Genomic DNA, 24,963 nt, shown 5'->3' on the forward strand with positions numbered 1-24,963 from the left:
GATGGCCAAGAAAGAAAGCATTCAGAAAAGCTTGCAGAAAATACGGCCGCCGCGCGTCCAATTGACCTATGAGGTCGAGAAGGGCGATGCGATCGAGGTGAAGGAACTGCCGTTCGTCGTCGGGGTCGTCGGCGATCTGGCGGGCCAGTCCGAAATCGAGCAGCCGAAGCTGCGCGACCGTAAATTCGTCAACATCGATCGCGACAATTTCGACGACGTGATGAAGGCGATCGAGCCGCGTGCCGCGTTCCAGGTGGAAAACCGCCTGAGCCCGGAAGGCGGCAAGTTCGCGGTCGACCTGAAGTTCCGTTCGCTGTCGGATTTCAGCCCGGACGAAGTCGTCGAACAGGTCGAGCCGCTGCGCCGCCTGCTCGAGGCGCGCTCGAAGCTCGCCGACCTGCGCAACAAGCTCGCCGGCAACGACAAGCTCGAGGATCTGCTGTCCGAGGTGCTGAAGAACACGCAGCAGCTGCAGGAGCTCGCGAAGGGCACGGGCAGCGACAAAGACGGCGAATGACGACGGAGTGTTGAGATGAACCAGCAAACGGCTGCGGCCCAAGCGAGCGGCGCGGACTACGCCGCCGGGACCTCGCTGCTCGACGACATCGTCGAGAAGAGCAAGGTCGCGAAATCCGATTCCGAGCATGCGCGTGCGAAGGACCTGATCGGCGAACTCGTGCACCAGGTGCTCGACGGCACGGTGATCGTGTCGGACAACCTGTCGGCCACGATCGACGCGCGCGTCGCGGAACTGGACCGCCTGATTTCCACGCAGCTTTCCGCAGTGATGCACGCGCCGGAATTCCAGCGCCTCGAAAGCACGTGGCGCGGGATGGACTACCTGGTCAAGGAAAGCAACACCGGCCAGACGATCAAGATCAAGGCGCTGCACGCGCCGAAGCGCGACCTCGTGCGCGATTTCAAGGGCGCGAGCGAGTTCGACCAGAGCGCGCTGTTCAAGAAGGTCTACGAAGAAGAATTCGGCACGTTCGGCGGCTCGCCGTTCGGTGCGCTGATCGGCGATTACGAGATCTCGCGCCAGCCGGAAGACATGTACTTCATCGAGCAGATGTCGCACGTCGCGGCGGCCGCGCATGCGCCGTTCATCGCGTCGGCATCGCCCGAGCTGCTCGGCCTCGAGTCGTTCTCCGACCTCGGCAAGCCGCGCGACCTGGGCAAGGTGTTCGATACGGTCGAATATGCGAAGTGGAAGTCGTTCCGCGACGCCGAAGATTCGCGCTACGTCGGCCTGACGCTGCCGCGCTTCCTCGGCCGCCTGCCGTTCAATCCGAAGGACGGCCAGACCGCGGAGAACTTCAACTTCGTCGAGGACGTCGACGGCACCGACCACGACAAGTACCTGTGGTGCAACGCCGCGTGGGCGTTCGCTGCGCGCCTGACGGCCGCATTCGACGACTTCGGCTGGTGCGCGGCGATCCGCGGCGTCGAAGGCGGCGGCCTCGTCGAGGACCTGCCGACCCACACGTTCAAGACCGACGACGGTGAAGTCGCGCTGAAGTGCCCGACCGAAATCGCGATCACCGATCGCCGCGAGAAGGAGCTGAGCGACCTCGGCTTCATCCCGCTCGTCCATTGCAAGAACTCAGATTACGCCGCGTTCTTCGCTGCGCAGTCGGTGCAGAAACCCAAGAAATACAGCACCGACAGCGCGAATGCGAACGCCGTCCTGTCCGCCCAGCTTCAGTACATCTTCTCGGTATCGCGCGTCGCGCACTACCTGAAGGCGATGATGCGGGACAAGATCGGCAGCTTCGCATCGGCGCAGAACGTGGAGACTTTCCTCAACCGGTGGATTTCGCAATACGTCCTGCTCGACGACAACGCCTCGCAGGAACAGAAAGCGCAATTTCCGCTGCGCGAGGCATCCATACAAGTGTCGGAGATTCCGGGCAAGCCGGGCTCGTATCGTTCGGTCGCGTTCCTGCGCCCGCACTTTCAGCTCGACGAACTCTCGATTTCTCTGCGACTTGTCGCTGATCTGCCCAAACCGGCAAATTCATAAGCGAGTAAATCGCCCGGGCGGGCCGCCTGGGTAGGACGTTAAAACCACCTCTTTGGGGAGTCGAAGGGCCATGTTACATATGCACTTGCAGTTTGGTAGTCCCGCGGTGAAGGGCGAATCCGCGGACAAGGACCACCAGGGCTGGATCGAGCTGAAATCGTGGGATCACTCGATCGTTCAGCCGCGTTCGGCAACCGCATCGACCGCTGGCGGTCACACGATGACGCGTTGCGAACACGGCGACATGATCTTCACGAAGGAAATCGATTCGTCGAGCCCGCTGCTGTACCAACACGCTTCGGGCGGCACCACGTTCGACGAGGTGACGGTCCATTTCTCGCGCGCTGACGGTGAAGGCAAGCGCGTGCAGTATCTGGAAGTCAAGCTCAAGTACGTGATCATCTCGAGCATCGCCCCGAGCGTTCGCGAAGAAGGTCTGCCGCTCGAGACGTTCTCGCTGAAGTACGCAGCTGTGCAGTGGAAGCAAACCCAGCAGAAGATCGGCGGCAACCAGGGCGGCAACACGCAGGGCGCCTGGAGTCTGACGAAGAACGACAAGACCTACGCGGTCTAAGGTCGGTTGCGGCAACGGGGCGCTCGGCGTCCCCGTTGCCGTTTTCGCTGTACATACCGGCCGATGAAACGATTCGAACCCAGTTTTCTCGACAAGCTGTTCGACGACGAACCGCACCTGCCGGCCTCGGCAGCGATGCGGCAATTGTCGCTGGACGAGCTCAAGAACACGGTCGCCCGCGACGTCGAGGCGATCCTCAACACCCGTATCGCCCACACCGAGAACGAGCTGGCCACGCTGCCGGAGTGCCAGAAGTCGGTGCTGACCTACGGGCTGAACGATTTCGCGGGGCTGAGCCTGGCGAGTCACTACGATCGCGCGTTCATCTGCAAGTCGATCCAGCAGGCCATCGCACGCCACGAGCCGCGCCTGCAGCAGGTGCAGGTGACGTTCGAGCTGAACGAGCAGGCCACCAACGCGCTTTACTTCGCGATCCAGGCGCTGCTCGTCGTGCACCCGGCCGAGGAGCCGGTGAGTTTCGACGCGATGCTGCAGCCTTCGACGCTGCAGTATTCGGTCACGCGCGCACGCGCCGCAAGAATGCAGTAAATCAAGCCGCCGAGCGGGCCGGACCGCCCGGTGGTGGATCAGGGTCCGGCAGGAAATATTGAGGTTCGGGGTCGTCGATGGAAGAATTGCTGCCGTATTACGAGCGCGAATTATCGTTTTTGCGGCGCTATTCGCGAGATTTCGCCGAACGCTATCCGAAGATCGCGGCGCGGCTCGCGCTGTCCGGCGAGCATTGCGAGGATCCGCACGTCGAGCGGATGATCGAGTCGTTCGCGCTGCTCGGCGCGCGCATCAACAAGAAGCTCGACGACGATTACCCGGAATTCACCGAAGCGCTGCTGGAAGTGCTGTATCCGCACTACCTGCGGCCGTTCCCGTCGTGCTCGATCGCGCAGTTCACGCCGGCGTCGCCCGGCCAGCAGACCGAACCGGTCGTGATCGATCGCGGCACCGAGCTGAAGAGCCGCCCGATCCGCGGCGTGCAGTGCCGGTTCCGTACCGCCTATGACGTGACGCTCGCGCCGATCCGCATCTCGGAAGCCCGCTACACGCCGGTCGCGCTCGCGCCGAGCGCGACGGTGCTGCCGTCGAACGCGACGGGCGTGATCTCGATCACGTTCGAATCGCTCGCCGCGCAGCTCGATCTCGGCGCGCTGAAGCTGCCGACGCTGCGCGCGCACCTGCACGGCGAACAGTCGTTCGTCGCCGCGCTGACCGACTGCCTGTTCGTCAACGTGCTCGGCGCGTATGTCGAGCCCGAACGCAACGGCCGCTGGACCGCGCTGCGCAAGCTGCCGATCGCGCATGCCGGCTTCGACGAGGACGACGCGCTGATCGACTACCCGGCGAAATCGCATCCCGCGTATCGCCTGCTCACCGAATACTTCGCATTCCCCGACAAGTTCGATTTCGTCGACTTCGACATCGCGGCGATCGCGCGCGCGAGCGGCCGCTGCCAGCGCGCGACGCTGCATCTCGTGCTGCAGGACGTGCGCAGCGATTCGCATGTCGCGCGGCTGCTCGAACTGTTGACGGCGAGCCACTTCCGGCTGTTCTGCACGCCGATCGTCAACCTGTTCCGCCAGCACGGCGAACCGATCCGCATCACGCACCGCGCGGTGTCCTACCCGGTGATCGCCGAGGCGCGGCGCGCGTTCGCGTACGAGGTGTATTCGATCGATTCGGTGAAGCTCGTCAGGCAACAGGCGCACGAGGAATCGGTGATCGAGTTCCGGCCGTTCTATTCGCTGCATCACGGCGAATCGGCGCGGATCGGCCATTACTGGTTCGCGCGCCGCAACGACTGGGTCGCGCAGAAGAGCCCCGGCTACGAAACCGAGATCTCGATCGTCGACATCGATTTCGAGCCGACGTCGCCGCAGACCGACACGCTGAGCCTCGACCTCACCTGCACGAACCGCGACCTGCCGGCGATGCTCGCGTTCGGGCTCGAAGGCGGCGACCTGTTCCAGGAAGGCGGTGCGCAGACGAGCGGCATTTCACTGCTGCGCCGCCCGACGCAGAGCGTGCGCTTCGAGCGCGGCCGCGCCGCGCACTGGCGGCTCGTGTCGCATCTCGCGCTCAATCATGTGTCGCTGGTCGCGCACGGCCTCGCGCCGCTGAAGGAAATGCTGACGCTGTACGACCTGCGGCGCACCGCCGTGTCGATGCGCCAGATCGACGGCCTGGCCGGCATCGAGCAGCGCGGCGCCGTGCAGTGGCTGCCCGGCAAGCCGTTCGCGACCTTCGTGCGCGGCATCGAGATCCGCCTGACGATCGACGAGGAACACTTCGTCGGCGCGAGCCTGGCCTCGTTCGTGCGTGTGCTCGACAGCTTCTTCGGGCTGTACGTGCACCTCAACAGTTTCGTTCAACTAGTCGTCGTGTCGAAGCGCACCGGCGAGGAGATCATCCGATGCAAGCCCCGGACCGGCGAATCGATCCTGGCGTAGTCGACGCGCTGCTCGACGAACCGCACCGCTTCGAGTTCTTCCAGGCGGTGCGCGTGCTCGAAGGGCTGTTCGCGCGGCAGGCGTCGGACGCGCCCGGCGCGTGGCGGCAGGGCGACGTGGTCGCGCAGCGCATCGAATTCCGCAACACGCTGTCGCTCGGCTTTCCGCCGAGCGAGATCGAAGGCGCGCGTTCGTTCGACGACGACGGCACCCACCTCGACACGGGCGAGGCGCGCGGCGCCGCGCTCGCGGCCGGTGAGCTCGGCCACGTCGAGCTGACGCCCGCGTTCTTCGGGCTGCTCGGCGGGCAGGGCGCGCTGCCGCTGCATTACACCGAGCAGATCGTCGCGCGCGAGCACCTGAAGCGCGATCATGCGGCGCGTGCCTTCTTCGACGTGTTCTCGAACCGCGCGACCGCGCTGTTCTATGCCGCGTGGAAGAAATACCGGCTGCCGTTCCACTACGAACTCGACCGTGACGAGCGCTATCTGCCGCTGCTGCTCGCGATCGCGGGCGTGCCGAGCGACGAGGTGCGCGACAGTCTCGCGGCCGGCGTGGGCGGCGTGCTCGACGAGGCCGTGGCCGGCTATGCGCTCGCCGCGCGGCACCGGCCGATGTCGGCCGCCTACCTGCAGCGCACGCTGTCCGACTACTTCCGCGTGCCGGTGAAGATCGACCAGTTCGTCGGCAAGTGGTACGACGTGCCGCCCGACCAGCTGAGCGTGCTCGGCGAAGTCAACGCGGTGCTCGGCGCGACGGCGCTCGTCGGCGAACGCGTGTGGCAGCGCGACATGCGCGCGCGGATAGTCGTCGGCCCGCTGTCCAAGCGCGACTACGAGGCGTTCCTGCCCGGCGGCGCGCACGCCATCGCACTGGAGCGGATGCTGACGCTGCTTGCCGGCGTCACGCTCGAATACGAGGTGAAGCTCGTGCTCAAGCGCACCGAGGTCGGTGCGAGCGTGCTCGGCGCGGGCTCGCGGCTCGGCTGGGACGCGTTCCTCTGCACGCGCGACGCGGTCGAGGACCGCTCCGACGCCCGCTACGAACTGCACGTGATTCACTGATTCCGAACGACAACAAACACGCAATCGAACCTGAGACTGAGATCGACGCCATGAGCACGCCTCTGAAGACCCTGATCACGAAACTGAACCCGCTGTGCCGCCACGCGACCGAGCGTGCGGCGAGCGCGTGCCTGGCGCGCGGCCACTACGAGGTCGATCTCGAGCACCTGTTCCTCGCGTTGCTCGACGAAGCGACGGGCGACCTGCCGCTCGCCCTGCGCGCGAGCCGCGTCGATCCGCACGCGCTGCACGCCGATCTCGAGCGCGAACTGACGCGCCTGAAGACGGGCAACACGCGCACGCCGGTGTTCTCCGTGCACCTGATCGCGCTGTTCGAACAGGCCTGGCTGATCGCGTCGCTCGACTCGCAGCTCGGCCGCATCCGTTCGGGGCACCTGCTGCTCGCGCTGCTGACCGCGCCCGATCTCGCGCAATTCGCGCAGCGGATGTCGTCGCAGTTCGCGGAAATGAACGTGACGGACCTGAAGCACAAGTTCGACGAGATCATGGCCGGCTCGAGCGAAGCCGAGCCGCGTCAGGCGGACGACGAAGGCAGCGACGTCGCGCCGGCCGCCGACGGCCTGGCGCCTGCGGCCGGCCCGTCGAAGACGCCCGCGCTCGACACGTACACGACCAACCTCACGCAGCGCGCACGCGACGGCAAGATCGACCCGGTGATCGGCCGCGAAGCCGAGATCCGCCAGGCGATCGACATCCTGATGCGCCGCCGCCAGAACAACCCGATCATGACCGGCGAGGCCGGCGTCGGCAAAACGGCGGTCGTCGAGGGGCTCGCGCTGCGCATCGCGGCCGACGACGTGCCTCCGCCGCTGCGTGGCGTCGCGCTGCACGTGCTCGACATGGGGCTGCTGCAGGCCGGCGCGAGCGTGAAGGGCGAGTTCGAGAACCGCCTGAAGAGCGTGATCGACGAGGTGAAGAAGAGCGCGCATCCGATCATCCTGTTCATCGACGAGGCGCACACGATCATCGGCGCGGGCGGCCAGGCCGGCCAGAACGACGCGGCGAACCTGCTGAAGCCGGCGCTCGCGCGCGGCGAGCTGCGCACGATCGCCGCGACGACGTGGAGCGAATACAAGAAGTACTTCGAGAAGGACGCGGCGCTCGCGCGGCGCTTCCAGGTCGTGAAGGTCGAGGAGCCGAGCGAGCCGCTCGCGGCCGCGATGCTGCGCGGGATGTCCGGCCTGATGGAGAAGCACTTCAACGTGCGGATCCTCGACGACGCGATCACCGAGGCCGTGCGCCTGTCGCATCGCTACATCAGCGGCCGCCAGCTGCCGGACAAGGCGATCAGCGTGCTCGACACCGCGTGCGCGAAGGTCGCGCTCGCGCACAGCGCGACGCCGGCGGCGATCGACGACACGAAGAAGCGCATCGAGCGCATCGACGCGGAGATCGCGTCGCTGGAGCGCGAGGCAGCGGGCGGCGCATCGCACGACGAGCGGCTCGGCGAGCTGCGCGGCACGCGCGATACGGCGCTCGAGCAACTGGCGAAGGACGAAGCGCGCTATGAAGCCGAGCGCGTGATCGTCGCCGAGATCACCGAACTGCGCGAAGCGCTCGACAAGGCACGCGGCCCGTCGGAAGACGGCCAGCCGGTCGACGTGCAGGCCACCCGCGACAAGCTCGCCGAACGCGTCGCGGCGCTGCACGCGCTGCAGGGCGGCGAGCCGATGGTGCCGCTGCAGGTCGACGGCCACGTGGTGGCCGAGATCGTCGCCGCGTGGACGGGCATTCCGCTCGGCCGGATGGTGAAGGACGAGATCGACACCGTGATGAACCTGCAGCCGCTGCTCGCCGCGCGCGTGATCGGCCAGGATCACGCGCTGGAAGCGATCGCGCAGCGCGTGCGCACCGCCACCGCGAGCCTCGAGGATCCGAACAAGCCGCGCGGCGTGTTCATGTTCGTCGGGCCGTCGGGCGTCGGCAAGACCGAGACGGCGCTCGCGCTGGCCGACATCCTGTACGGCGGCGAGCGCAAGATGGTCACGATCAACATGAGCGAGTACCAGGAAGCACACAGCGTGTCGGGCCTGAAAGGCTCGCCGCCGGGCTACGTCGGCTACGGCGAAGGCGGCGTGCTGACCGAGGCCGTGCGCCGCAACCCGTATTCCGTCGTGCTGCTCGACGAGGTCGAGAAGGCGCACCCGGACGTGCTCGAGATGTTCTTCCAGGTGTTCGACAAGGGCGCGATGGACGATGCGGAAGGGCGCGAGATCGACTTCCGCAACACGCTGATCATCCTGACGTCGAACGTCGGTTCATCCGCGGTGATGCAGGCGTGCCTGAACAAGCCGGCGGAGGAATTGCCCGATCCGGACGCGCTCGCCGAGACGCTGCGCCCGCAGCTGTACAAGACCTTCAAGCCCGCGTTCCTCGGGCGGATGAAGGTCGTGCCGTACTACCCGATTTCCGACGACGTGCTGGCCGAGATCATCGAGCTGAAGCTCGAGCGGATCCGCCGCCGGATCGAGGCGAACCACAAGGCCGCGTTCGAATGGGACGAGTCGCTCGTCGAGGCGGTGCTCGCGCGCTGCACCGAGGTCGATTCGGGCGCCCGCAACGTCGACCACATCCTGAACGGCACGCTGCTGCCGGAGATCGCGGGCCACGTGCTCGGCCGGATCGCCGACGGCGAGGCCATCGCGCGCATCGCGGTGCGCGCGGACGAGGCCGGCGAATTCACGTACGCCGTCGAATGAGCGCGGCCGAGCAACGCAAGCATTTGATGAACTGACCGAACCATGCCGATCAATCTCCCCGAGCTGCTGACGCCGATCAGCGATGCGTCGCCCAGCGGCGACGACCTGCTGTTTTCGAACGAATTCGACGCGATCCAGGATGCGCGGCGCTACGACGATCCGACGCTCGACCAGGGCGAGTGGGTGACCGAGATCAAGGAGGCCGACTGGGGCTTCGTGGTCGACCATGCGGGCGAGCTGCTGCGCACGCGCACGAAGGACCTGCGGCTCGCCGTGTGGCTGACCGAGGCGCTCGCGCTCGAGGACGGCATCACCGGCCTCACCGAAGGCTATGCGCTGCTCGAGGGCCTGTGCCGCGACTTCTGGGACACCGTGCATCCGTTGCCGGAAGACGACGACACCGAGCACCGGCTCGGCAACGTCGCGTGGCTGTCCGGCCGCACGGCCGAGCTGCTGCGCGCGGTGCCGATGACGGACGGCGCGTCGAACGCGTTCAGCACGCTCGACTGGGAAGTGGCGCAGCACGTCGCGCAGGCCATCAAGCGCGACCCCGAACACGCGGACGACATCGCGCGCGGCAAGCCGTCGATCGAGCAGATCGATTCGTCGCGGCGCGTGACGTCGATCGCGTTCTACACCGCGTTGCTCGCGAACCTGAAGGCGTTCGAGTTCGCGCTCGACGCGTTCGAGGAGCGCCTCGTCGAGCGCGCGGGCGATTCGGCGCCGAGCTTCCGGCAGGCGCGCGACGCGTTCGAGACCGTGTACCGGCTCGCCGAGCGCTTTGCGCGCGAGCAGGGCTATACGGGCAGCGCGCCGCACACGCCCGCGGCGCAGCAGGCGCAGCCCGAGCGTATCGAGCCGGTGTTCGGCAACCCGATCCAGACGGAGGAGACTCACGTGCAGCCGCAGCCCGTTCCGCGCGCCCCGGTGACGCAGATGATCGCCGGCATCCAGAACCGTGCGCAGGCCGTCGACCAGTTGCGCGCGGTCGCCCGCTATTTCCGCCAGACCGAGCCGCACAGCCCGGTCGCGTATCTCGCCGACAAGGCCGCCGAATGGGCCGACATGCCGCTGCACAAGTGGCTCGAGAGCGTCGTGAAGGACGATGGCTCGCTGTCGCATATTCGTGAGTTGCTGGGCGTGCGGCCGGACGAGCAGGCGTGAGCGACGATGCCGCGGCGACGCGCGTGACGCGTGCCCGGACGCCGTCGTGTGGTGAGGGAAGGGCTCTTTCCTGAGAGCGCGGGCCCCGGCGGGTCCGCGGCAAACAAGAAGGTGAGTGACGCATGAACGCGACAGAACTGGCGCAGGCGATTCGCGGCGGCCTGATTCAGCAGGACCGCCTGCTGAAAACGGACATCCCGTCGTTGCCGGACCATGCGCTCGTACCGCGCCGGGCCATGACCCGTTCCGAACTGGGGCGCGATTTCAGCGTGACGCTCGATCTGGTGTCCACCGCGAGCGACGTCGAACTCAAGACGCTGATCGCACAGCCGATCACGCTATGGATCCAGCAGGCGGACCGGTCGTATCGCCCGATCAACGGCTATGTCCATACGGCGCGCCGGCTCGGCGCGGACGGCAGCCTGTCGAGCTACCAGCTCACCTTCGCGTCGTGGATGCACTTCCTCAAGTTCCGCAGCGACATGCGGTATTGGCAGGATCAGAGCGTCGACGCGATCCTCGCCGATGTGTTCGACGCGCATCCCCAGGCCAAGGGCCGGTATCAGTTCGCGCTGTCGAAGCCGCTGCCGTCGCGCTCGTACTGCCGCCAGAGCGAAACCGACTGGAACTTCGTGCATCGCCTGATGGAGGACGAAGGGCTGTTCGGCTTCTGGCGGCATGCCGACGACGGCAAGACCCATACGCTCGTCATTACCGACGATCTGCATGCGGTCGACGAGCTGGCGCCGAAGGCCGTCGGCTTCGATCGCTCGGGAAGCGGCGCGGAAACGACCGGTTTTACGCAATGGGCTGCGTCGAGGACTCTGCAGAGCACGCTGCACACGACGCGCACGTTCGACTACAAGTCACCGTCGTCCGCGGGCAATCCGAACGGCACGACGCTGCCGACCAAGGCCGGCCAGGGCGACCTGCCGGATCAGGCGGAAATCTACGAATACACGGGCGCCTACACGTATCCGGGCCAGGACCGCGGCGAACATCTGTCGAAGATCCGCCTGGAGGAATGGGAGTCGCGCGCGAAGCGTTTCTTCGGCGTGGGCGGCGTGCGCGGGATCGATGCGGGCCGGCGCTTCGCGCTGGTCGATCATCCGGAGCACGACCGCGATCCGGAGCGCGATCGTGAGTTCGCGGCGATCGGCGTGACACGCTACATCGAGAACAACTTGCCGCTGTCGGACCACGAGGCGCACTTCCCGCACAGCCTGCAGGACCGCCTCGCGCAGGCCAAAGCCGGGCACGGTGCGGCGGCTGCGTTCGAAGTCGGGCACGAAGACGGCTCGGCCGGGTTCTATCTCGTCGAGGTCGAAGCGCAACGCGCGGCGGTGCCGTATCGCAGCCCGTTCGAACACAAGAAGCCCGTGATGCAGCTCGAGACGGCCGTCGTCGTCGGGCCGAAGGGCAAAGAGGTGTATACGGACGAGCTGAATCGCATCAAGGTCATGTTCGTCTGGGACCGGCAGAACGAGGGCACCGAAACCGCATCGTGCTGGATGCGTGTCGTGCAGTCGGATACCGGCGGCGGCTATGGGGCCGTCCATATTCCGCGGGTCGGCGAGGAAGTGCTGATCGGCTATATCGGCGGAGACTGCGACCGGCCGATCGTGATGCATCGCGTCTACAACGGGGCAACCAGGCCGCAGTGGCATAGCGACGGCATCCTGTCGGGCTTCCGGTCGAAGGAGTACGCGGGGTCGGGGCACAACGAGATGGTGCTCGACGACGCGACCGGCCAGAACCGTGCACGCCTGTTCAGCAGTAGCGCGAATTCGCTGTTGCATCTCGGCTACCTGATCGAGCAGAACGGCAACACGCGGGGCGCGTATCTCGGCTCGGGGTTCGACTTGCGCACGGATGCATACGGCGCCGTGCGCGCCGGGCAGGGGCTGTACGTCACGACGCATCCGAAGCAGGCGAGCAGCCAGCCGCTCGACGTGCGCGAGGCGCAACAGCAGCTCGTCGATGCCGAGGGGCTGATCGAATCGTTGTCGCAGGTCAGCGAAGCGCATCAGGCCGAAAGCCTCGGCAACGGTCAAGACGCGCTGAAGACGTTCACCGACGCGACGCAGGAGAGCTTGGCGGGCGCGTCGTCGGGCGGCCGGACCGCCGGCGGCGGGACGGGGAACGCGAATGCGTTCAAGGAGCCGGTGATGCTGTTCGCGAGCCCGGCGGGGATCGGGATGGCGTCGCAGCAGTCGGTGCACGTCGCGAGCGACCGGCAGACCAATATCGTCAGCGGTCAAAGCACCTTCATCACGAGCGGCAAGTCGCTGATCGCCGGCATCCGCGACCGCATCAGCTTGTTCGCGCAGAATGCCGGAATGAAGCTGTTCGCCGCGAAGGGCAACGTCGAGGTCCAGGCGCACGCGGACAACATCGAGCTTACCGCGCAGAAGACCGTGAAGCTGGTGGCGGCGACCGAGGCCGTCGATGTGGCCGCGAAGCAGGAGGTCCTGCTGACGTCGGGCGGCGCCTATATCCGGATCAAGGGCGGCAACATCGAGATTCACGCGCCGGGGAAGATCGATTTCAAGGGCGCGCAGCACCAGTTCAGCGGGCCGACGAGCATGCCGTATCCGCTGCCCGCGATGCCGGGCGGCACGTGCAAGCAATGCGTGCTGAACGCGCATAGCGGGCGCGAATCGATGGTCGAGGCGGATTGATGGACGAGGTCAACGACACGGGCGACGTAGTCGATCGGGACGACGCCGTCGAGCCAGGCGAAGCCGTCGACACCGTGCCGAATCCGCGCGAGCCGGCGTGGCCGGCGTTCCTGGAAACACTGAAAGCTTCGCTGGCGCATGCGGACGACGACGGCAGGGCGATGCGGCTTTATGTGCTCGTCGATACGCGCGGCTATCAGGAGCTGGATGTACAACTCGCGACGGTGCGCGGCCTGCGCTATGCGTCGCTCTGGATCGATACCGGGCTCGATGCCTATACCGATATCGCGCCGTACCTGATCGCGTTCGAGCGCGACGCGCTCGACGACGAGCATGGCGAGCATCATCGGCTGCTGCGTCAGCTGTGGCTCGATGCAGTCGATCTGCATGCGGTGACATGGCTGTGGTCGACGTGGACGTTCGATGCGCTCGACGCGCATCTGCGCCGGTATGTGCAGTACAAGCTGCCCAATGGTCGTTCGTACTACCTGTTCTTCTTCGACAACCACGTATTCGAACGTCTGCGGCAGGTGTGGAGCGATGCGCAGACGCGGCAGTTCGTTGCGCCGTTCACCGAGATCCGGTATCGCGATCGTCGGCTCGACGAGGTCGTGTGGCGCAACGATGCGCCGGCGATCGAAGGCGCGGCGCCGGCAGGCGATGCGCCGGGCCTGAGCGAGCAGCAGCACGCTCGGTTGATCGAGCTCGGGTATCCGGACAAGCTCGTGCTGAAGTTTCGCGAGACGATGGGGGCAGTGGTCGATCACTTGTCGGATGCGCAACTGTATGACGAGGTCGTCGAGCAACTCGATCGCGCTGCCGCGCACGGGATTGCCGATGAAGCGGAATTGCAGTGCTACGTGATGACCGGCGTGCTGGTCTCGCCGCGGTTCGACGAGTATCCGGCGGTACAGGCGTGCCTCGAGGCCGTGGCGCAAGGCGAGACGACGCTCAACGATGCGCTGGCGACGATCGACGACGCGACGTGGGATGCGATTCGCGATGCGCATGAGCGGGAATCGCGGGAGACGCTTCGTGGCGTGGCATAGGGTCTCCGTGCTGGGGATGTGCATGCTTGCGGCGACGATGTGCGCTTGCGGGAAATCGGAGCCGGTGTATAGCGGGATTTCGGTGATGGGCCGGAATTATCTGCCGTACAACCTGAGTGGATTCACGATCGCCGACGCATTTGGCAATACGGCGAGTGGCGGAGGCGATGACCCGCCGGGTGCCGGCGGCGGCAGCGTGAAGTGTTGCTACAAGCTCAAGGGCACGGAATTTGTCGTCAAGTGGAATTACTACGATGTCGACCAGTGGCACAAGGGCGACAAGCAGATGTTGCATGGTGAGACGAAGGCATCGATGCCCCAGTCTCAGGTGCCCGACAACGTGGGGTCACGAATTCTTGAAGTGCATTTCTTTCCGGACCGGCATGTCGAATTTCAGTTTCCCGGCCAGTTAGTTGATGACGCACGTCTGCCGATCGTCGCCGTCGTGAAGTGGATGAAGCAGTACCAGACGCAACTCGATAGACGATACGACGAGCGCGAAGATCAGCAGTTTCGCCGTATCGCTCGTATTGTCGCGTCGGCATGGTTGAAATACGGTCTGACGGATCGTGACGATTTGGAGCAGTACACCTACTTCAGTTTGCTCATGAACAGTCGATTCGATACCCATCCGGAGGCTCAGCGCATATTGAAGAGCACGGCGAGCCAGCCAGGTGCATTTGCGAAGTGGGCGCTGTCGCTTCCAGATCACGTGCGTTTCGAAGTGACGAGCGGGAAATTCGTCGCCGTAGCCGCGCCGTCGATAGCTGACGGTTTGCTGCCGTCAGCGCGTGTCGACGAGGCCCAGCATGGTTGATTGTGCGGAGAGCGGTCGTGCAACGAGGGAAGGGCGGTTTGCGCGACAGGCGGAACGATTCCGATGTACTGATACGTCGGTAACGCATGCAGGACAATCTTCGGAAGGAAAACCTCAGTGAATAGATCAACGAGACTTTCGAGTCTGGCGAGCCGTGTCCTGGCAGGGTGTCTGCTCGTGACGGCCGTGGCGGCGTGCAGCAAGTCGGAGCCGACGTATAGCGGTGTTTCGGTTATCGCTCACAACTACCTTCCGTACAACCTGGACGGATTTACGATCACCGATGCCCACGGAAACAAGGCCGGCGGCGGCAATAGCCTGCCGGGTGGCGGAGGCGGGGTGACGTGTTGCTACAAGCTCCAGGGAACCGAGTTCACGGTCAAATGGAATTATGTCGACGTCGACCAGTGGCACAAAGGGAACGAGGAAACGCTTCACGCCGAGGCAAAGGCGACGCTACCGCCGTCGCAGGTTCCGGAGAAGGTCGGCGATCGAATTCTCGAGGTTCACTTCTATCCGGATCGTCACGTCGAACTTCAGTTTCCTGGCGTGCTGATGGACGAATCGCGCATTCCGACGATCGATGTGGCGCGCTGGATGGCGAGCCGGTATCAGGTGCAGCTGAGCAAACGGTACGACGAGCGTGAAGACCAGCAGTTTCGTCGTATTGCGCGGGTCGTCGCGATGGCTTGGCTCAAATATCGCCTGACCGATCTGGACGATCTGAAGCAATACGCCTACTACGCTCTGCTCGTGAACAATCGCTTCGACGCGCATCCAGAGATCCAGCGCCTGTTGCAGGCGGATGCTGGCAAGCCGGGTGCCTTTGCGAAGTCGATGCAATCGTTGCCCAAAAATACCCTGTCCGAATTGACGAGCGACACGTTCGCGTCGGTCACGGTGCCGTCCATTCCCGACGGGCTGGTTCCACCGCCGCGCGTAGAGGAGAAAAAGCATGGCTGAGAAAGTCAAACTCGATCCGGATGACGCAACGCCGACATCTGTCTACGCGCAAATCGCGAGGCAGAACGAGACGATGTATCCGAAGGGCGATTGCATGCCGTGCGGGGCGACGATTCGGATGGGCTTTTTCTTCGATGCGTTCGGACGGCATCGCGACCTCGACGATCAATCGAGTTCGCAGTATTCCAATATCGCCCGGCTTTGGGAGGCGCATCGCGACATCGAGGATCCGAGGCGACCCGCGAATCAGTTCTGGCTCCGCTTCTACTATTCGGGATTGGGCACGCCGCTGAACGAATCGGCCAAGGCCAGCGAATGGATCAATGCGGGCGTGGCCGCTGCCAAGATGGCGGGCAAGAAGGCCCTGAGCGGAGCGGAGTCGGTTGCCAAATCATTCACGCGCGTCAATACGCCACTCAAACAGATCAGTGCGAAAAAGCGTGTCGACGACGTCAAGAAGCAACTCATCGACGGGTTTCTCGAGGGGGATTTTTCGCTTCGACCCATCGACAAGGCATTTCAGGATCTTCGCAAGGACATCGAGCACATCCCCGCTCAGGCGCGGCGTGTGATGAACGTGTTGAACGCATCGCAGGAGCGTTATTGGGAACGAACCAAGGCGACAGGTACGCTGTTGTGGCGCAACGCGAAGAACGATTTCAAGAACAACGTCAAAGGCGCTCCGATGAAGGCGGGCTGGGCGGTTGCGCGCAGTCTTTTTGTCGGCATAGCGATGGAAAACGTGCCGATCGTGCGTGACAATGCCGTCATGGCCAAGGCGTTTGGAACGGGTGTCGATACCCGGTTGATCGCCGCGAAGGACCAGTTCAAAGCCGCGTACGAGGCCGTGAAGAAGCAGATGCCGAAAGTTCGAGCCATCGAGGTGTCGGTGTTCGGGGCGGACCGCGGGTGCGTGCTTGCACGCGCGTTCATCAACGATCTGGCGGAGAAATACAAGCGCAGGGACGATACGGATCTCGCGATTGAAGGCGTGCCTATCCAGATCAAGTTCGTCGGATTGCTCGATGCCGTTTCGTCCGTCATGTCGGAGGAAGCCGGCGAGCTGATCGGAATGGTGCCTTACCTGGGTATGCTCAAGACCAGCTTCAAGGATCGTCCTCTCGCGATACCGGCCAGCGTGCAACGTTGTGTCCATTTCGCCGCGGCGCATGAGATGCGTTTCTATCAGCGTCTCGATAGTCTCGAGAAAACCCGCGGCGAACAGTTTCTCTATCCGGGCACGAGTTGTGATGTCGTCGGTGGCGCGCCGAGCGGATCGCTGGGGCTCAATGCCGAGCTGATGAGAGTTCCGCTGCAGGACATGTTGCTGGAAGCGGTCAAGGCGGGCGCCGTTATGGACACCATGGAGGATTTGTACCTGTACAACGCGCCGGTGTTCAAGCGCTTCAAGCTCTCGGATCCGATCAAGTACGGCGGTAAGGACTATCGAATCAGGGCGCTGGTAAACGCCTACCGGACTCTCGTCCCCCGTAAACCCGGCGCCGACTTCATGGAGCATTCGAAAGTCTTCATGCGCTGGATCTCGGCCCGCTATATGGACCCCGAATTCCGTCGCACGATCGCTGACCCCGTCGCCGACTGGAAGCGCAACATGAGCGACGCCGACCTGCAGCGCAAGACCGCGAAGTCGCAACTCGACTGGGAACTGCAGCGACAAGGCATCAACATGAGCATGCTGGCCAGCCGCAGCCCGGATGATCAGGCGAAGCTTCGAGGAATGAAGGCGGCGAGCGACGCGGCGCAAAAACGCTATGAGAAGTTGATCGCGGAGGCGCCGAATGACTATTCGACGGTGTGGGAGCGTCTCGAAAAGGAAGCGGCAAAGAAGCTGCGCAGCGCGTCGTACCAGGACGGCTGGAAGCAATCCGCGGAGCACATCCGAAATCTGCCGGAAACGTGGGATTCTGATAACAAGGTCAGCGCGGCTACGGTCGAGGCCGCTATGCTGCCCGAAGCTGAAATGGAGCTCGTGTCAGCCTGGAAGGAGGGCATCGAAGGCAAGCATCCGTTGCCACCCGACGTGATGGCACTGTTCGACATGCTCGTCCACGACACATTGCTGACGAGCTGGCAGGACCATGTGCTGGCGCCGTCACTGTACTTCCGGACACGCGACAAGGATACGTTCGGGTCGAGTGATCTCGACAAGGAAGCGAAACAGCGCAAGAAGGACGACCTCGCCGCCGCCCGTATCGACCAGGCCGCCAAGCAGAGCCAGGAATGGGCGAAAAGGTACAAGGGCGGTGCGACGCCTCCCGTTCATTGACGGCGGTAGCCGCCCATGAAAAACGGGCGGCGACAATTCCCGTCGCCGCCCGCATCGGATGATCGCCCGCCGGCTCGCGATGGAGCCGGCCGCCCTCCGCAAATTTACTGCCCCACCCGGAACTCGATCCGTCGATTCCGTGCCCGCCCATCCGCCGTATCGTTCGGCGCGATCGGCTGATCCGGCCCGACACCCGTCGTCGTCATCTGCTGCGGCGGAATGCTCTTCGTGATCAGGTAGCCCTTCACCGAATCCGCGCGCGCCTGGCTCAGCGCGATGTTCGACGTGCGGTTCCCCGAGTTGTCGGTGTGGCCGATGATGTCGACCGTGCGGTTCTGCATCTTCGCGAGTGCGGCCGCCATCTGGTCGAGGATCAGCTTGCCCTGCGGCGTGAGCGTCGCGCTGCCCGTCTCGAACTCGATCGTCCGGTTCGCGAGCGTCTGGTCGAGCACGCCCTGTTCGGACGCCGACACGCGCAGCCCGTTCTTGATCGTATACGTCGGGTTCAGCGTGTTCGCCATGTCGCTCGCGAGTTGCTGGCGTTGTGCCTCGTTGTGCACCTCGCCCTTCATCTCGATCTGCGTGCCGTTGATTTTCAGCTGCCCCTTGCTGATCTGCTTGAGCTGCGTGCCGAGCAGCTTCTGCACGTTCGCGCTCCAGTTCGGCGGCGTCGCGACGTCGCCCACCTCGATCTGGTCGACGACGTTCGTTGCACCGTAGGTATCGCGCAGCTTCTGCAGCACGGCGGCCTTGGTCGCCTCGTCGGGCACCTTGCCGCCGACGACCACCTGGCCGGGCGTCGCGGTCGCGGGCGGCGGCGTGAGGGTGTTCGCGGTGCCGGCCGTGCCGTGCACGACGGCGCCGGAAGCCGTCCCCGGCGCGGCGCCGGGGTTCGCGGACAGCGCGGTGGTCGCGACCGTGCCGTTGCCGACCGGCGTGACGGTCGCGCCGGTGTTCTGCGCGAAGGCCGCGCCGCCGGCGAAGAGCCCGGCAGCGAGGAGGGCGGCGACGGCGGGCGAGCGCGCGGCCGAAAAGCGTGCGCGCCGGGCTTGAATCGTGCGATGCATCCCGTCAGCCTCCGATGAACGCTTCGCGGAACGCGTCGATGGCGACACGCAGCGAGAGTTGCGGTTGGTCGAGGTAGCTGACGAGCTTGCTGATCTGGTGATCGTTTTGCGCATGGGCGTCGATCCACTCGGGATCGTCGATGTCGATGTTGTGGGCGGCGTAGGTCTGCGGGTCGACGACGCTCAGCAGCGTCTTCGCCGACGCGCCGTTGAAGCCGATGATGAGCCGTTCGCGCTCGGCGATCGTGCCGATGAAGATCGCGAGCTCGAAGTCGGCCTGCGCGACGAACGGCGCGATCAGTTCGAGCCAGAACGCGGCGACGAGGCTGCGGTAGAACGGATCGACCGGCAGCGGCAGCGTGAGGCCGCGCTCGATGTGCGACGAGCCGCTCTGCATCACCGGCCGCAGCAGCGAGCCGAGCGCGAGCATCGCGCCGCGCAGCCGCACCGGATGACCGCTTTCCAGCAGCATTTCCTGGAGGCCGTGCAGCGTCTGGTGCTCGACGAAATCGTTGAAGGTGCCGTCATGCGACGTGCCGGGGCCGCCGATGTCGATCGGCACCTGCGTGTCGCCGAGCGCCTGCAGCGCGCCGGGCGGCTCGTCCTTGCCGAGCAGCGGCGGGATCTGCGTGGCGACGCGCGACCACAGCCGCGCGAACGCGAGCGGGCTGCGCGCGAGGAACGCGAGCGGCCGGTCGACCTCGAGCGCGGTCGCACCGAGGAACGGGAAGCGGCGCATCGACACGTCGTGGCTCGCGACCATGTGGCCCGCGATTGCGAGCTTGCTGCGCGAGCCGAGGAACGCGAAATGCATCGGCTTCGCATCCTCGTAGACGAGCTTCCAGCGCGGATCTTCCGCGAGCAGTTCGAGCGCCTGCGCGATCCAGCGGTCGAGCGTCTGCAGCAACTGCGGGTTGTGCGGGCTCTTCACGAAGTCGCCGCGCGACGGAATCTTGCCGAAGTAGGCGATCTGCGCCTGTACGGTTTGCGTCATTGCGCCCCCTGGGCATGCGTTGCGTTGGCGGCCGCGACGGCCGGCGCTGCGGCCGGCGTGCCCGTGCCGGCGGTCTGGGTTGCGTTCTGCGCGGCGCCCGCGCTCGCGTCGGCGACCGACGACGGCAGCTGCAGGCCGCGCAGGCTCTGCTGCTGCGGCTGGTCACCGCCACCGCCGGACGGTTGCGACGTGCTGATGATGCGCATCGTCACCGACACGTTCACGCTGCCCTGCGCCCACGTCAGGTCGAAGGTGCCGTCCGGGCGGCGCTTGCGTTGCGCCGAGTTGATCAGCTTCTCGAGACCGTAGCGGCCCGGCTCGTTGACGAGCTGCACCGTGCGGCCGTCGAAGGTCGTCGCGGACAGCGTCGCGCCCGGCGAGCCCTGCGGGTTTGGCCACACGAAGTTGGTCCACTGCGGCGGCGTGTTGCGGTAGCGCAGCTGCTGGCCGTCGATCGCGATCGTGTATTCCGTCGTGCCCGTGCTCGGCTGCGGCAGGATCTGGAACACGGTCTGCGGCTCGGACGACGCGGCGGCGCTGCCTGCCGCACCGCCGGCGAGCGGCGCGACCCAGCGTGCGAAGCCGTTCGTGAAGTCCGGCGTGAGGCCGATGCCCATGTCGCCCCACGTGCGGGCGGCGAGGGTGTCGCCGCGGCGTACCGCGAGCGGCCCGAGCGTCGTGCCGACGAACTTCGCGATCGAGCCGTCCGGACCGAACACCTGCGCGATTTCACCGGCGCCGGCCTCGACCTTCGCGCTCGCCGCGAACGGGTACTTCGTCGCGAGCGAGTTCTGGAACGGCTGGTAGACCTGCGCGTTCCACACCTTGTTGACTTCGGCGCTGGCCGGCTGGATCACGACCGCGAAAGCCTGCATCAGCGGCCGCACCAGCAGCGGACGCAGCGACTTGCGTTGCGAATCGGTGAGGCCCGTCAGCATCTGCTCGTCGACGAGCTTCAGCGAATCGGCGAGTTCCGACCCGTTGCCGTCGAGCGTCTGCTGCATCAGCTGGCGTGCGCCCGGGCCCGGGTCGCCCTGGTTCTTGATCACGTTGAAGCGCGTGCGGACCTTCGACAGCGATTCCATGTAGCCCTTGAGCATCGACGTGCCGTCATGCAACGCGACGATCCGCGCGAGCCCGATGAACTCCTGGCCGATCGGACCCATCGGCACCTCGGCCGGATTGCCGTTGATGTCGATGTTGGCGGCCGCCACCTGGCCGGCCGGCGAGCGCGAGAACAGTTGCTTGACCCAGTTCACGACGCCCGTCTGCGCCTTCTTGATCGTCACGTTCGCGAGCGACGGGTTGTCCCACGAGGTCTGGTCGTACGCGGTCTCGAGGATCTTGCGGATCGGCGAATCCTGCGGGTCGCCGAGGCGGTTCATCCCGTCGACGGCCTGGCCGAAGCTGCTGAAGCCCTGCACCGCGATGCCCTGCATGAACTTCTGCCAGTGCTGCGCGTACTCGGTCTTGTACATGCCGACCAGCGTCTTCTGGATCTGCTCGGGGCTGCCCTCGAGCGTCAGGTCGTCCTGCGTCGACGTGTTCAGCACCCAGTCCTTCGCCTGCAGTTCCTTGGTCGCCGCGTCGCGGATCGCCGGCTGCACGTAGTCGAACCACGCTTCGCGCGTGAACGTGCCCGGAATCGCGTAGCTGCCGGCCACGAGCCCCTGGTTACCGTCGCCGACGATGCGCGCGATGGTCATCGGCGCGAAGCGGGTCGACGCGCGTGCCTTGATTTCCTCATAGACGCGCTGGCGGGCCGGCATCCCGCGCACGACGTGGCGCAGGTTCTCGCGGGTCTGGTCGACGAGCGCGAGGTTCGCGTCGATCATTGGCCAGTCGTTGTCGTTCACGCGGGCGAGGTAGAACGAGATCATGCGCTCCGCGCTCTTGATCATCTCGTCACGCGGCATGTTGCCGCGATTCGTCTCGAGCCAGCCGCGCCAGAAGCGGGCGAGCTGGTCGGTCAGGTGCGCCTGCTCGACGTGGCGCTTGTCGGACAGCATCAGGTACGTCTTGAGCGCGTTGTACGCATCCTGCACGTTGGTCGGCGACGCGTCGCTGTAGAGGCCGCCCTGCGGTGCGGCCGGCTGCTGCGCTGCGGCCGGCGCGGCGCCGGACGCGGCCAGTGCGGCACCGGCCTGCGGCGCGGCGCCCGCCGCGTTCGTCGAGACCGGCATCGTGCCGCCCTGCACGGCGCCCGATTCGGGCGGGCGCGTCATCGGCACGAGCTGTTCGGGGTGCGCGTTCACGTCCTTCATGAACGACGCGAGGTTCTGCGACACCGGGGCCAGCAGGATCTGGCGCACGCCGTTGTAGTACTCGGTCAGCAGGTGCTGCTCGAGACGGTCGCCCTGGTACAGGCCGAGCGACACCGAAATCGGCTTGTCGCGGCGGAACTGCTCGAGCTGCTCGATCCGGTCCTCGAGGATGTCCATCGCCTGCAGGCGCGACTGCAGGTCGTTGCGGCCCTGCTGCAGGCGCGTGACGTTGTCGAGGTCGGCCTGCACGTTCGCGACGAGCTGCTGGTTGCCGATCGTCGACCAGGTCCAGCCGCCGAGCGCGAGCGCGAGCGCCGCGACGAAGCCGAAGAAGGTCGCGTAGCGCAGCCGCGTCTTGGTCGGGCTCGCGAACTGCCGCACCGTCTGGCGGTCCGCGAAGATCACCTTCGAGAACAGGTCGCGCAGGAAGAAGCCGTTCTTCGAGAACGCGCTGTGCGGCTTCGGCAGCGCGGCGCCGTCGAGGCCGAAGCGATGCGCGATGCGCTGCGCGGCCGCGCTGTTGGTTTCGCCTTCCTGCAGCGCGCTGGTGAAGTAGAAGCCGCGGAAGATCGGCTTGTACTGGAACGGGTTGTTCTCGAACAGCGTCGCGAGGAACGCGCGCAGCGACGGCTTGATCGTCGAGAATTCGAGCGGGAAGCTCAACTGGCCCGGCGACAGCTGGTTGCCGCGCGACAGCGACAGCTGCGCGACGCTGATCTCCTTCAGCCCTTCGTAGAGTTCCTCGAAGTGCGTGTCGAACTGCGCGACGACGTCTCGCTTGTCGTCGGGTTCGTAGGGCAGGGTGGCGCCCCACACGCGGTCGTACTCGTGCTTGTCGCTGCTGCTGAAGAATTCGGTGAAGCCGGTGATCAGGTCGGCCTTCGTGAACATCACGTAGACCGGCGCGAACACTTCGAGCTTCTCCGTCAGCTCCTGAACGCGCTGGCGGAGGTTTTTCGCGAGGTTGATCGCGAATTCGGGGCGGTTGCCGGTGAGTTCGGCGATGCTCGCGGTGACGATGATGCCGTTGATCGGCGCCTTCGGGCGGTAGCGCTTGAGCAGGCCGAGGAAGCCGAGCCACTCGCTGCGGTCTTCTTCGTGCACCGAATAGCGGCCGGCCGTATCGAGCAGGATCCCCTCGGTCGTGAAGAACCAGTCGCAGTTACGCGTACCGCCGATGCCGTGGATCACGGCGCTGTTCTTGTCCGCGAACGGGAACTGCAGGCCGGAATTGAGCACGGCGCTGCTCTTGCCCGCGGCCGGGTTGCCGATCACGATGTACCACGGCAGTTCGTACAGCGCGGAGCCGCCCGACACCTGGCCGATCTTCGACGTCTTGATCGTCTTCACCGCATCCGACAGGCGCGTGCGCAGCACGTCGAGGTCGGCCGTCTTCGCGTCGGGGGCGAGCGCGGCGGCGGCGGGCGCGGCGATCTTGCCGGTTTCCGCCTGCTCTTCCAGCACCTGGCCGAGCTGCTGGTTCGCGCGCTTCACGCGCCAGCGGCGCCACAGCGCGACGACGAGCCACAGCGCGAGGATCGCCGCGAAGGCGATCGCCGCCCACAGGAGCGGCAGCTGCAGCATGTCGGCGACGATGAAGAGGATGGCCGCTAGCGCGACGATCCCGACGATCGAGAGCGTACGCGGATGAGTCAGCACGTTGAGGATGCGTTGCATAGGACGTTCAGGTTCCGGTGCGATTCGATGAGGCGACGCAGGCGCGCCGAGCGGCAAGGGTGGCGCCGCGATGTGTCGCCATGCTGTCAAACGGGATGAAGGGGGCTGGCATCAATGCGCCCGCGGCATCGGAGAAGGCGCGCGCATTAACGAAAGGACGCTGTGAGATTTAAAACGGAAGCGGCGGCCGGAAAAAATCGCGCACCGGAATGCATGATTTTTTGCGCCGCCCATATCGTTTCCTGCCGGGATATTAAAAAGCCCCATGCCGCCCTCATTATTTCCTGTCCGGCAGCCCTGGCTAGCTGCCGCGTCCCAGTTTAAAACCGGGTTTATGGTATTCCACGTGCCCGAGATCCATCATTTTCCAGCGGCCCCCCCAGGTCAGGCCAACCTGTTCGGCGACCTGGCCATACAACTGGTAGCCGCGCATCGCCCACGGATCTTTCTCGGAGATGACCAGCTTGCCGTCGCGCAGGAATGCGTTGTCGGCCGCCAGCCCGAATTGGTGATAACTCTGGAAGGCGGCCGCGTTGGTCACGTTGGTGCCCATCTGCGCCAGCCGGTTCTGCCGTTCCGGGCTCCGATAACCTTCCAGCAACGCCATTTCATAACCATATTGTTCGTGCATGATCTTGTAGACCAGCAGCAAACGCGTACGGAAATCCGGATCCAGCAGGTTCCAGTCGCGGCTCGCATCCTTCAGCGCCGGGCGTACCTGTTCGACTTCCTTGGTGGCGAAGACTTCCGGCGGCAGCGGCGGGGGCGGCACGAGTTGTTCGCCCTGCAGCAGCGCGGCGATCTTCTCGTCGGGCACGCGCGCCGTGTCGTCGTACTGGAACAATTGCCGGCCGCGTAACGCAATGGCGACCAATGGCGGCGTCGCAAGAATACCTGCCGATACCATAATCATCAAGCGCCGGCGAACCAGTAAATTTTGCACGTCGTTTAAAGCGCCGCGCGTAGCGCTTGCCGATTTAACAATCTGACTTCGCGTACGCGAGGCGCGATCGTTCGCGCGGCGCGTTAGACGGCCGTGAAACTGGGCGACGGATTCGAATACGGTCGCGCGGATACCCGGTAAAAGCAACAGTGCCGCAACCGCTACGGCAAGGGCGAAATAGGCGACGAGTGCGACGGCAATCAAAGAAATCCCC

The 24,963-nt window shown here is 65.3% G+C and carries 17 protein-coding genes; 13 read left to right on the forward strand and 4 right to left on the reverse strand.

Translation table 11 applies throughout. The annotated features are described in order from the left end of the window. Position 1 precedes the first annotated feature (1 nt). The 13 genes from tssB (at position 2) to CFB45_RS02200 (ending at position 17,804) form a co-directional block, all read left to right on the forward strand. Positions 2-517: a type VI secretion system contractile sheath small subunit gene (gene tssB, locus CFB45_RS02140; RefSeq protein WP_027783377.1), complete on the forward strand. Its 516-nt coding sequence runs from the start codon at positions 2-4 to the stop codon at positions 515-517. 15 nt (positions 518-532) lie between these two features. Beyond that, positions 533-2,023, forward strand: coding sequence for a type VI secretion system contractile sheath large subunit (tssC, locus tag CFB45_RS02145; protein WP_011350759.1), 1,491 nt, complete (start codon positions 533-535; stop codon positions 2,021-2,023). A 70-nt stretch (positions 2,024-2,093) separates the two neighbouring features. Further along, positions 2,094-2,597: an Hcp family type VI secretion system effector gene (locus CFB45_RS02150; RefSeq protein ID WP_006477093.1), complete on the forward strand. Its 504-nt coding sequence runs from the start codon at positions 2,094-2,096 to the stop codon at positions 2,595-2,597. A 63-nt stretch (positions 2,598-2,660) separates the two neighbouring features. Continuing rightward, positions 2,661-3,146, forward strand: a complete 486-nt coding sequence (gene tssE / locus CFB45_RS02155; protein WP_021161818.1) for a type VI secretion system baseplate subunit TssE — start codon at positions 2,661-2,663, stop codon at positions 3,144-3,146. A gap of 77 nt (positions 3,147-3,223) precedes the next feature. Continuing rightward, positions 3,224-5,059 (forward strand): type VI secretion system baseplate subunit TssF, encoded by a 1,836-nt coding sequence (tssF, locus tag CFB45_RS02160; protein WP_089424357.1) that lies wholly within the window; start codon positions 3,224-3,226, stop codon positions 5,057-5,059. Further along, on the forward strand, positions 5,023-6,123 hold the full coding sequence (tssG, locus tag CFB45_RS02165; RefSeq protein ID WP_089424358.1) for a type VI secretion system baseplate subunit TssG: 1,101 nt from the start codon (positions 5,023-5,025) through the stop codon (positions 6,121-6,123). The genes tssF and tssG overlap by 37 nt, the downstream gene beginning before the upstream one ends. Before the next feature lie 50 nt (positions 6,124-6,173). Next, complete coding sequence (gene tssH / locus CFB45_RS02170; protein WP_089424359.1) at positions 6,174-8,843, forward strand: type VI secretion system ATPase TssH; 2,670 nt, start codon at positions 6,174-6,176, stop codon at positions 8,841-8,843. Positions 8,844-8,885: 42 nt separating this feature from the next. Further along, entirely contained in the window at positions 8,886-10,007 is a 1,122-nt protein-coding gene (tssA, locus tag CFB45_RS02175; RefSeq protein ID WP_089424360.1) for a type VI secretion system protein TssA, read from the forward strand. A 122-nt stretch (positions 10,008-10,129) separates the two neighbouring features. Next, positions 10,130-12,688, forward strand: coding sequence for a type VI secretion system Vgr family protein (locus tag CFB45_RS02180; protein WP_089424361.1), 2,559 nt, complete (start codon positions 10,130-10,132; stop codon positions 12,686-12,688). Beyond that, on the forward strand, positions 12,688-13,737 hold the full coding sequence (locus tag CFB45_RS02185) for a DUF4123 domain-containing protein (RefSeq protein WP_089424362.1): 1,050 nt from the start codon (positions 12,688-12,690) through the stop codon (positions 13,735-13,737). Before CFB45_RS02180 ends, CFB45_RS02185 begins: the two co-directional genes overlap by 1 nt. A 16-nt stretch (positions 13,738-13,753) precedes the next feature. Continuing rightward, positions 13,754-14,554 carry a DUF3304 domain-containing protein gene (locus CFB45_RS02190; protein WP_089424406.1) on the forward strand — a complete coding sequence of 267 codons (801 nt, stop codon included), beginning with the start codon at positions 13,754-13,756 and terminating at the stop codon, positions 14,552-14,554. 117 nt (positions 14,555-14,671) lie between these two features. After that, the gene (locus CFB45_RS02195) at positions 14,672-15,517 is read left to right on the forward strand and encodes a DUF3304 domain-containing protein (protein WP_089424363.1); all 846 of its coding nucleotides are present in this window, start codon (positions 14,672-14,674) and stop codon (positions 15,515-15,517) included. Beyond that, a complete protein-coding gene (locus CFB45_RS02200) occupies positions 15,510-17,804 on the forward strand; it encodes a DUF2235 domain-containing protein (RefSeq protein WP_089424364.1) in 2,295 nt (764 codons plus the stop codon). The genes CFB45_RS02195 and CFB45_RS02200 overlap by 8 nt, the downstream gene beginning before the upstream one ends. A gap of 104 nt (positions 17,805-17,908) precedes the next feature. Here CFB45_RS02200 and CFB45_RS02205 read toward each other — a convergent pair whose 3' ends face one another. The 4 genes from CFB45_RS02205 to CFB45_RS02220 all read right to left on the reverse strand — a co-directional run bounded on the left by CFB45_RS02205 (position 17,909) and on the right by CFB45_RS02220 (position 24,953). Beyond that, on the reverse strand, positions 17,909-18,871 hold the full coding sequence (locus CFB45_RS02205; RefSeq protein ID WP_174975227.1) for an OmpA family protein: 963 nt from the start codon (positions 18,869-18,871) through the stop codon (positions 17,909-17,911). A 4-nt stretch (positions 18,872-18,875) separates the two neighbouring features. Further along, positions 18,876-19,865, reverse strand: coding sequence for a type VI secretion system-associated protein TagF (tagF, locus tag CFB45_RS02210; protein ID WP_069246999.1), 990 nt, complete (start codon positions 19,863-19,865; stop codon positions 18,876-18,878). Continuing rightward, a complete protein-coding gene (tssM, locus tag CFB45_RS02215; RefSeq protein WP_089424365.1) occupies positions 19,862-23,806 on the reverse strand; it encodes a type VI secretion system membrane subunit TssM in 3,945 nt (1,314 codons plus the stop codon). The genes tagF and tssM overlap by 4 nt, the downstream gene beginning before the upstream one ends. Positions 23,807-24,107: 301 nt before the next feature. Beyond that, the gene (locus CFB45_RS02220) at positions 24,108-24,953 is read right to left on the reverse strand and encodes a M15 family metallopeptidase (RefSeq protein WP_069247001.1); all 846 of its coding nucleotides are present in this window, start codon (positions 24,951-24,953) and stop codon (positions 24,108-24,110) included. Positions 24,954-24,963: the final 10 nt, after the last annotated feature.

This window comes from Burkholderia sp. HI2500 (assembly GCF_002223055.1).
GTDB lineage: Bacteria > Pseudomonadota > Gammaproteobacteria > Burkholderiales > Burkholderiaceae > Burkholderia.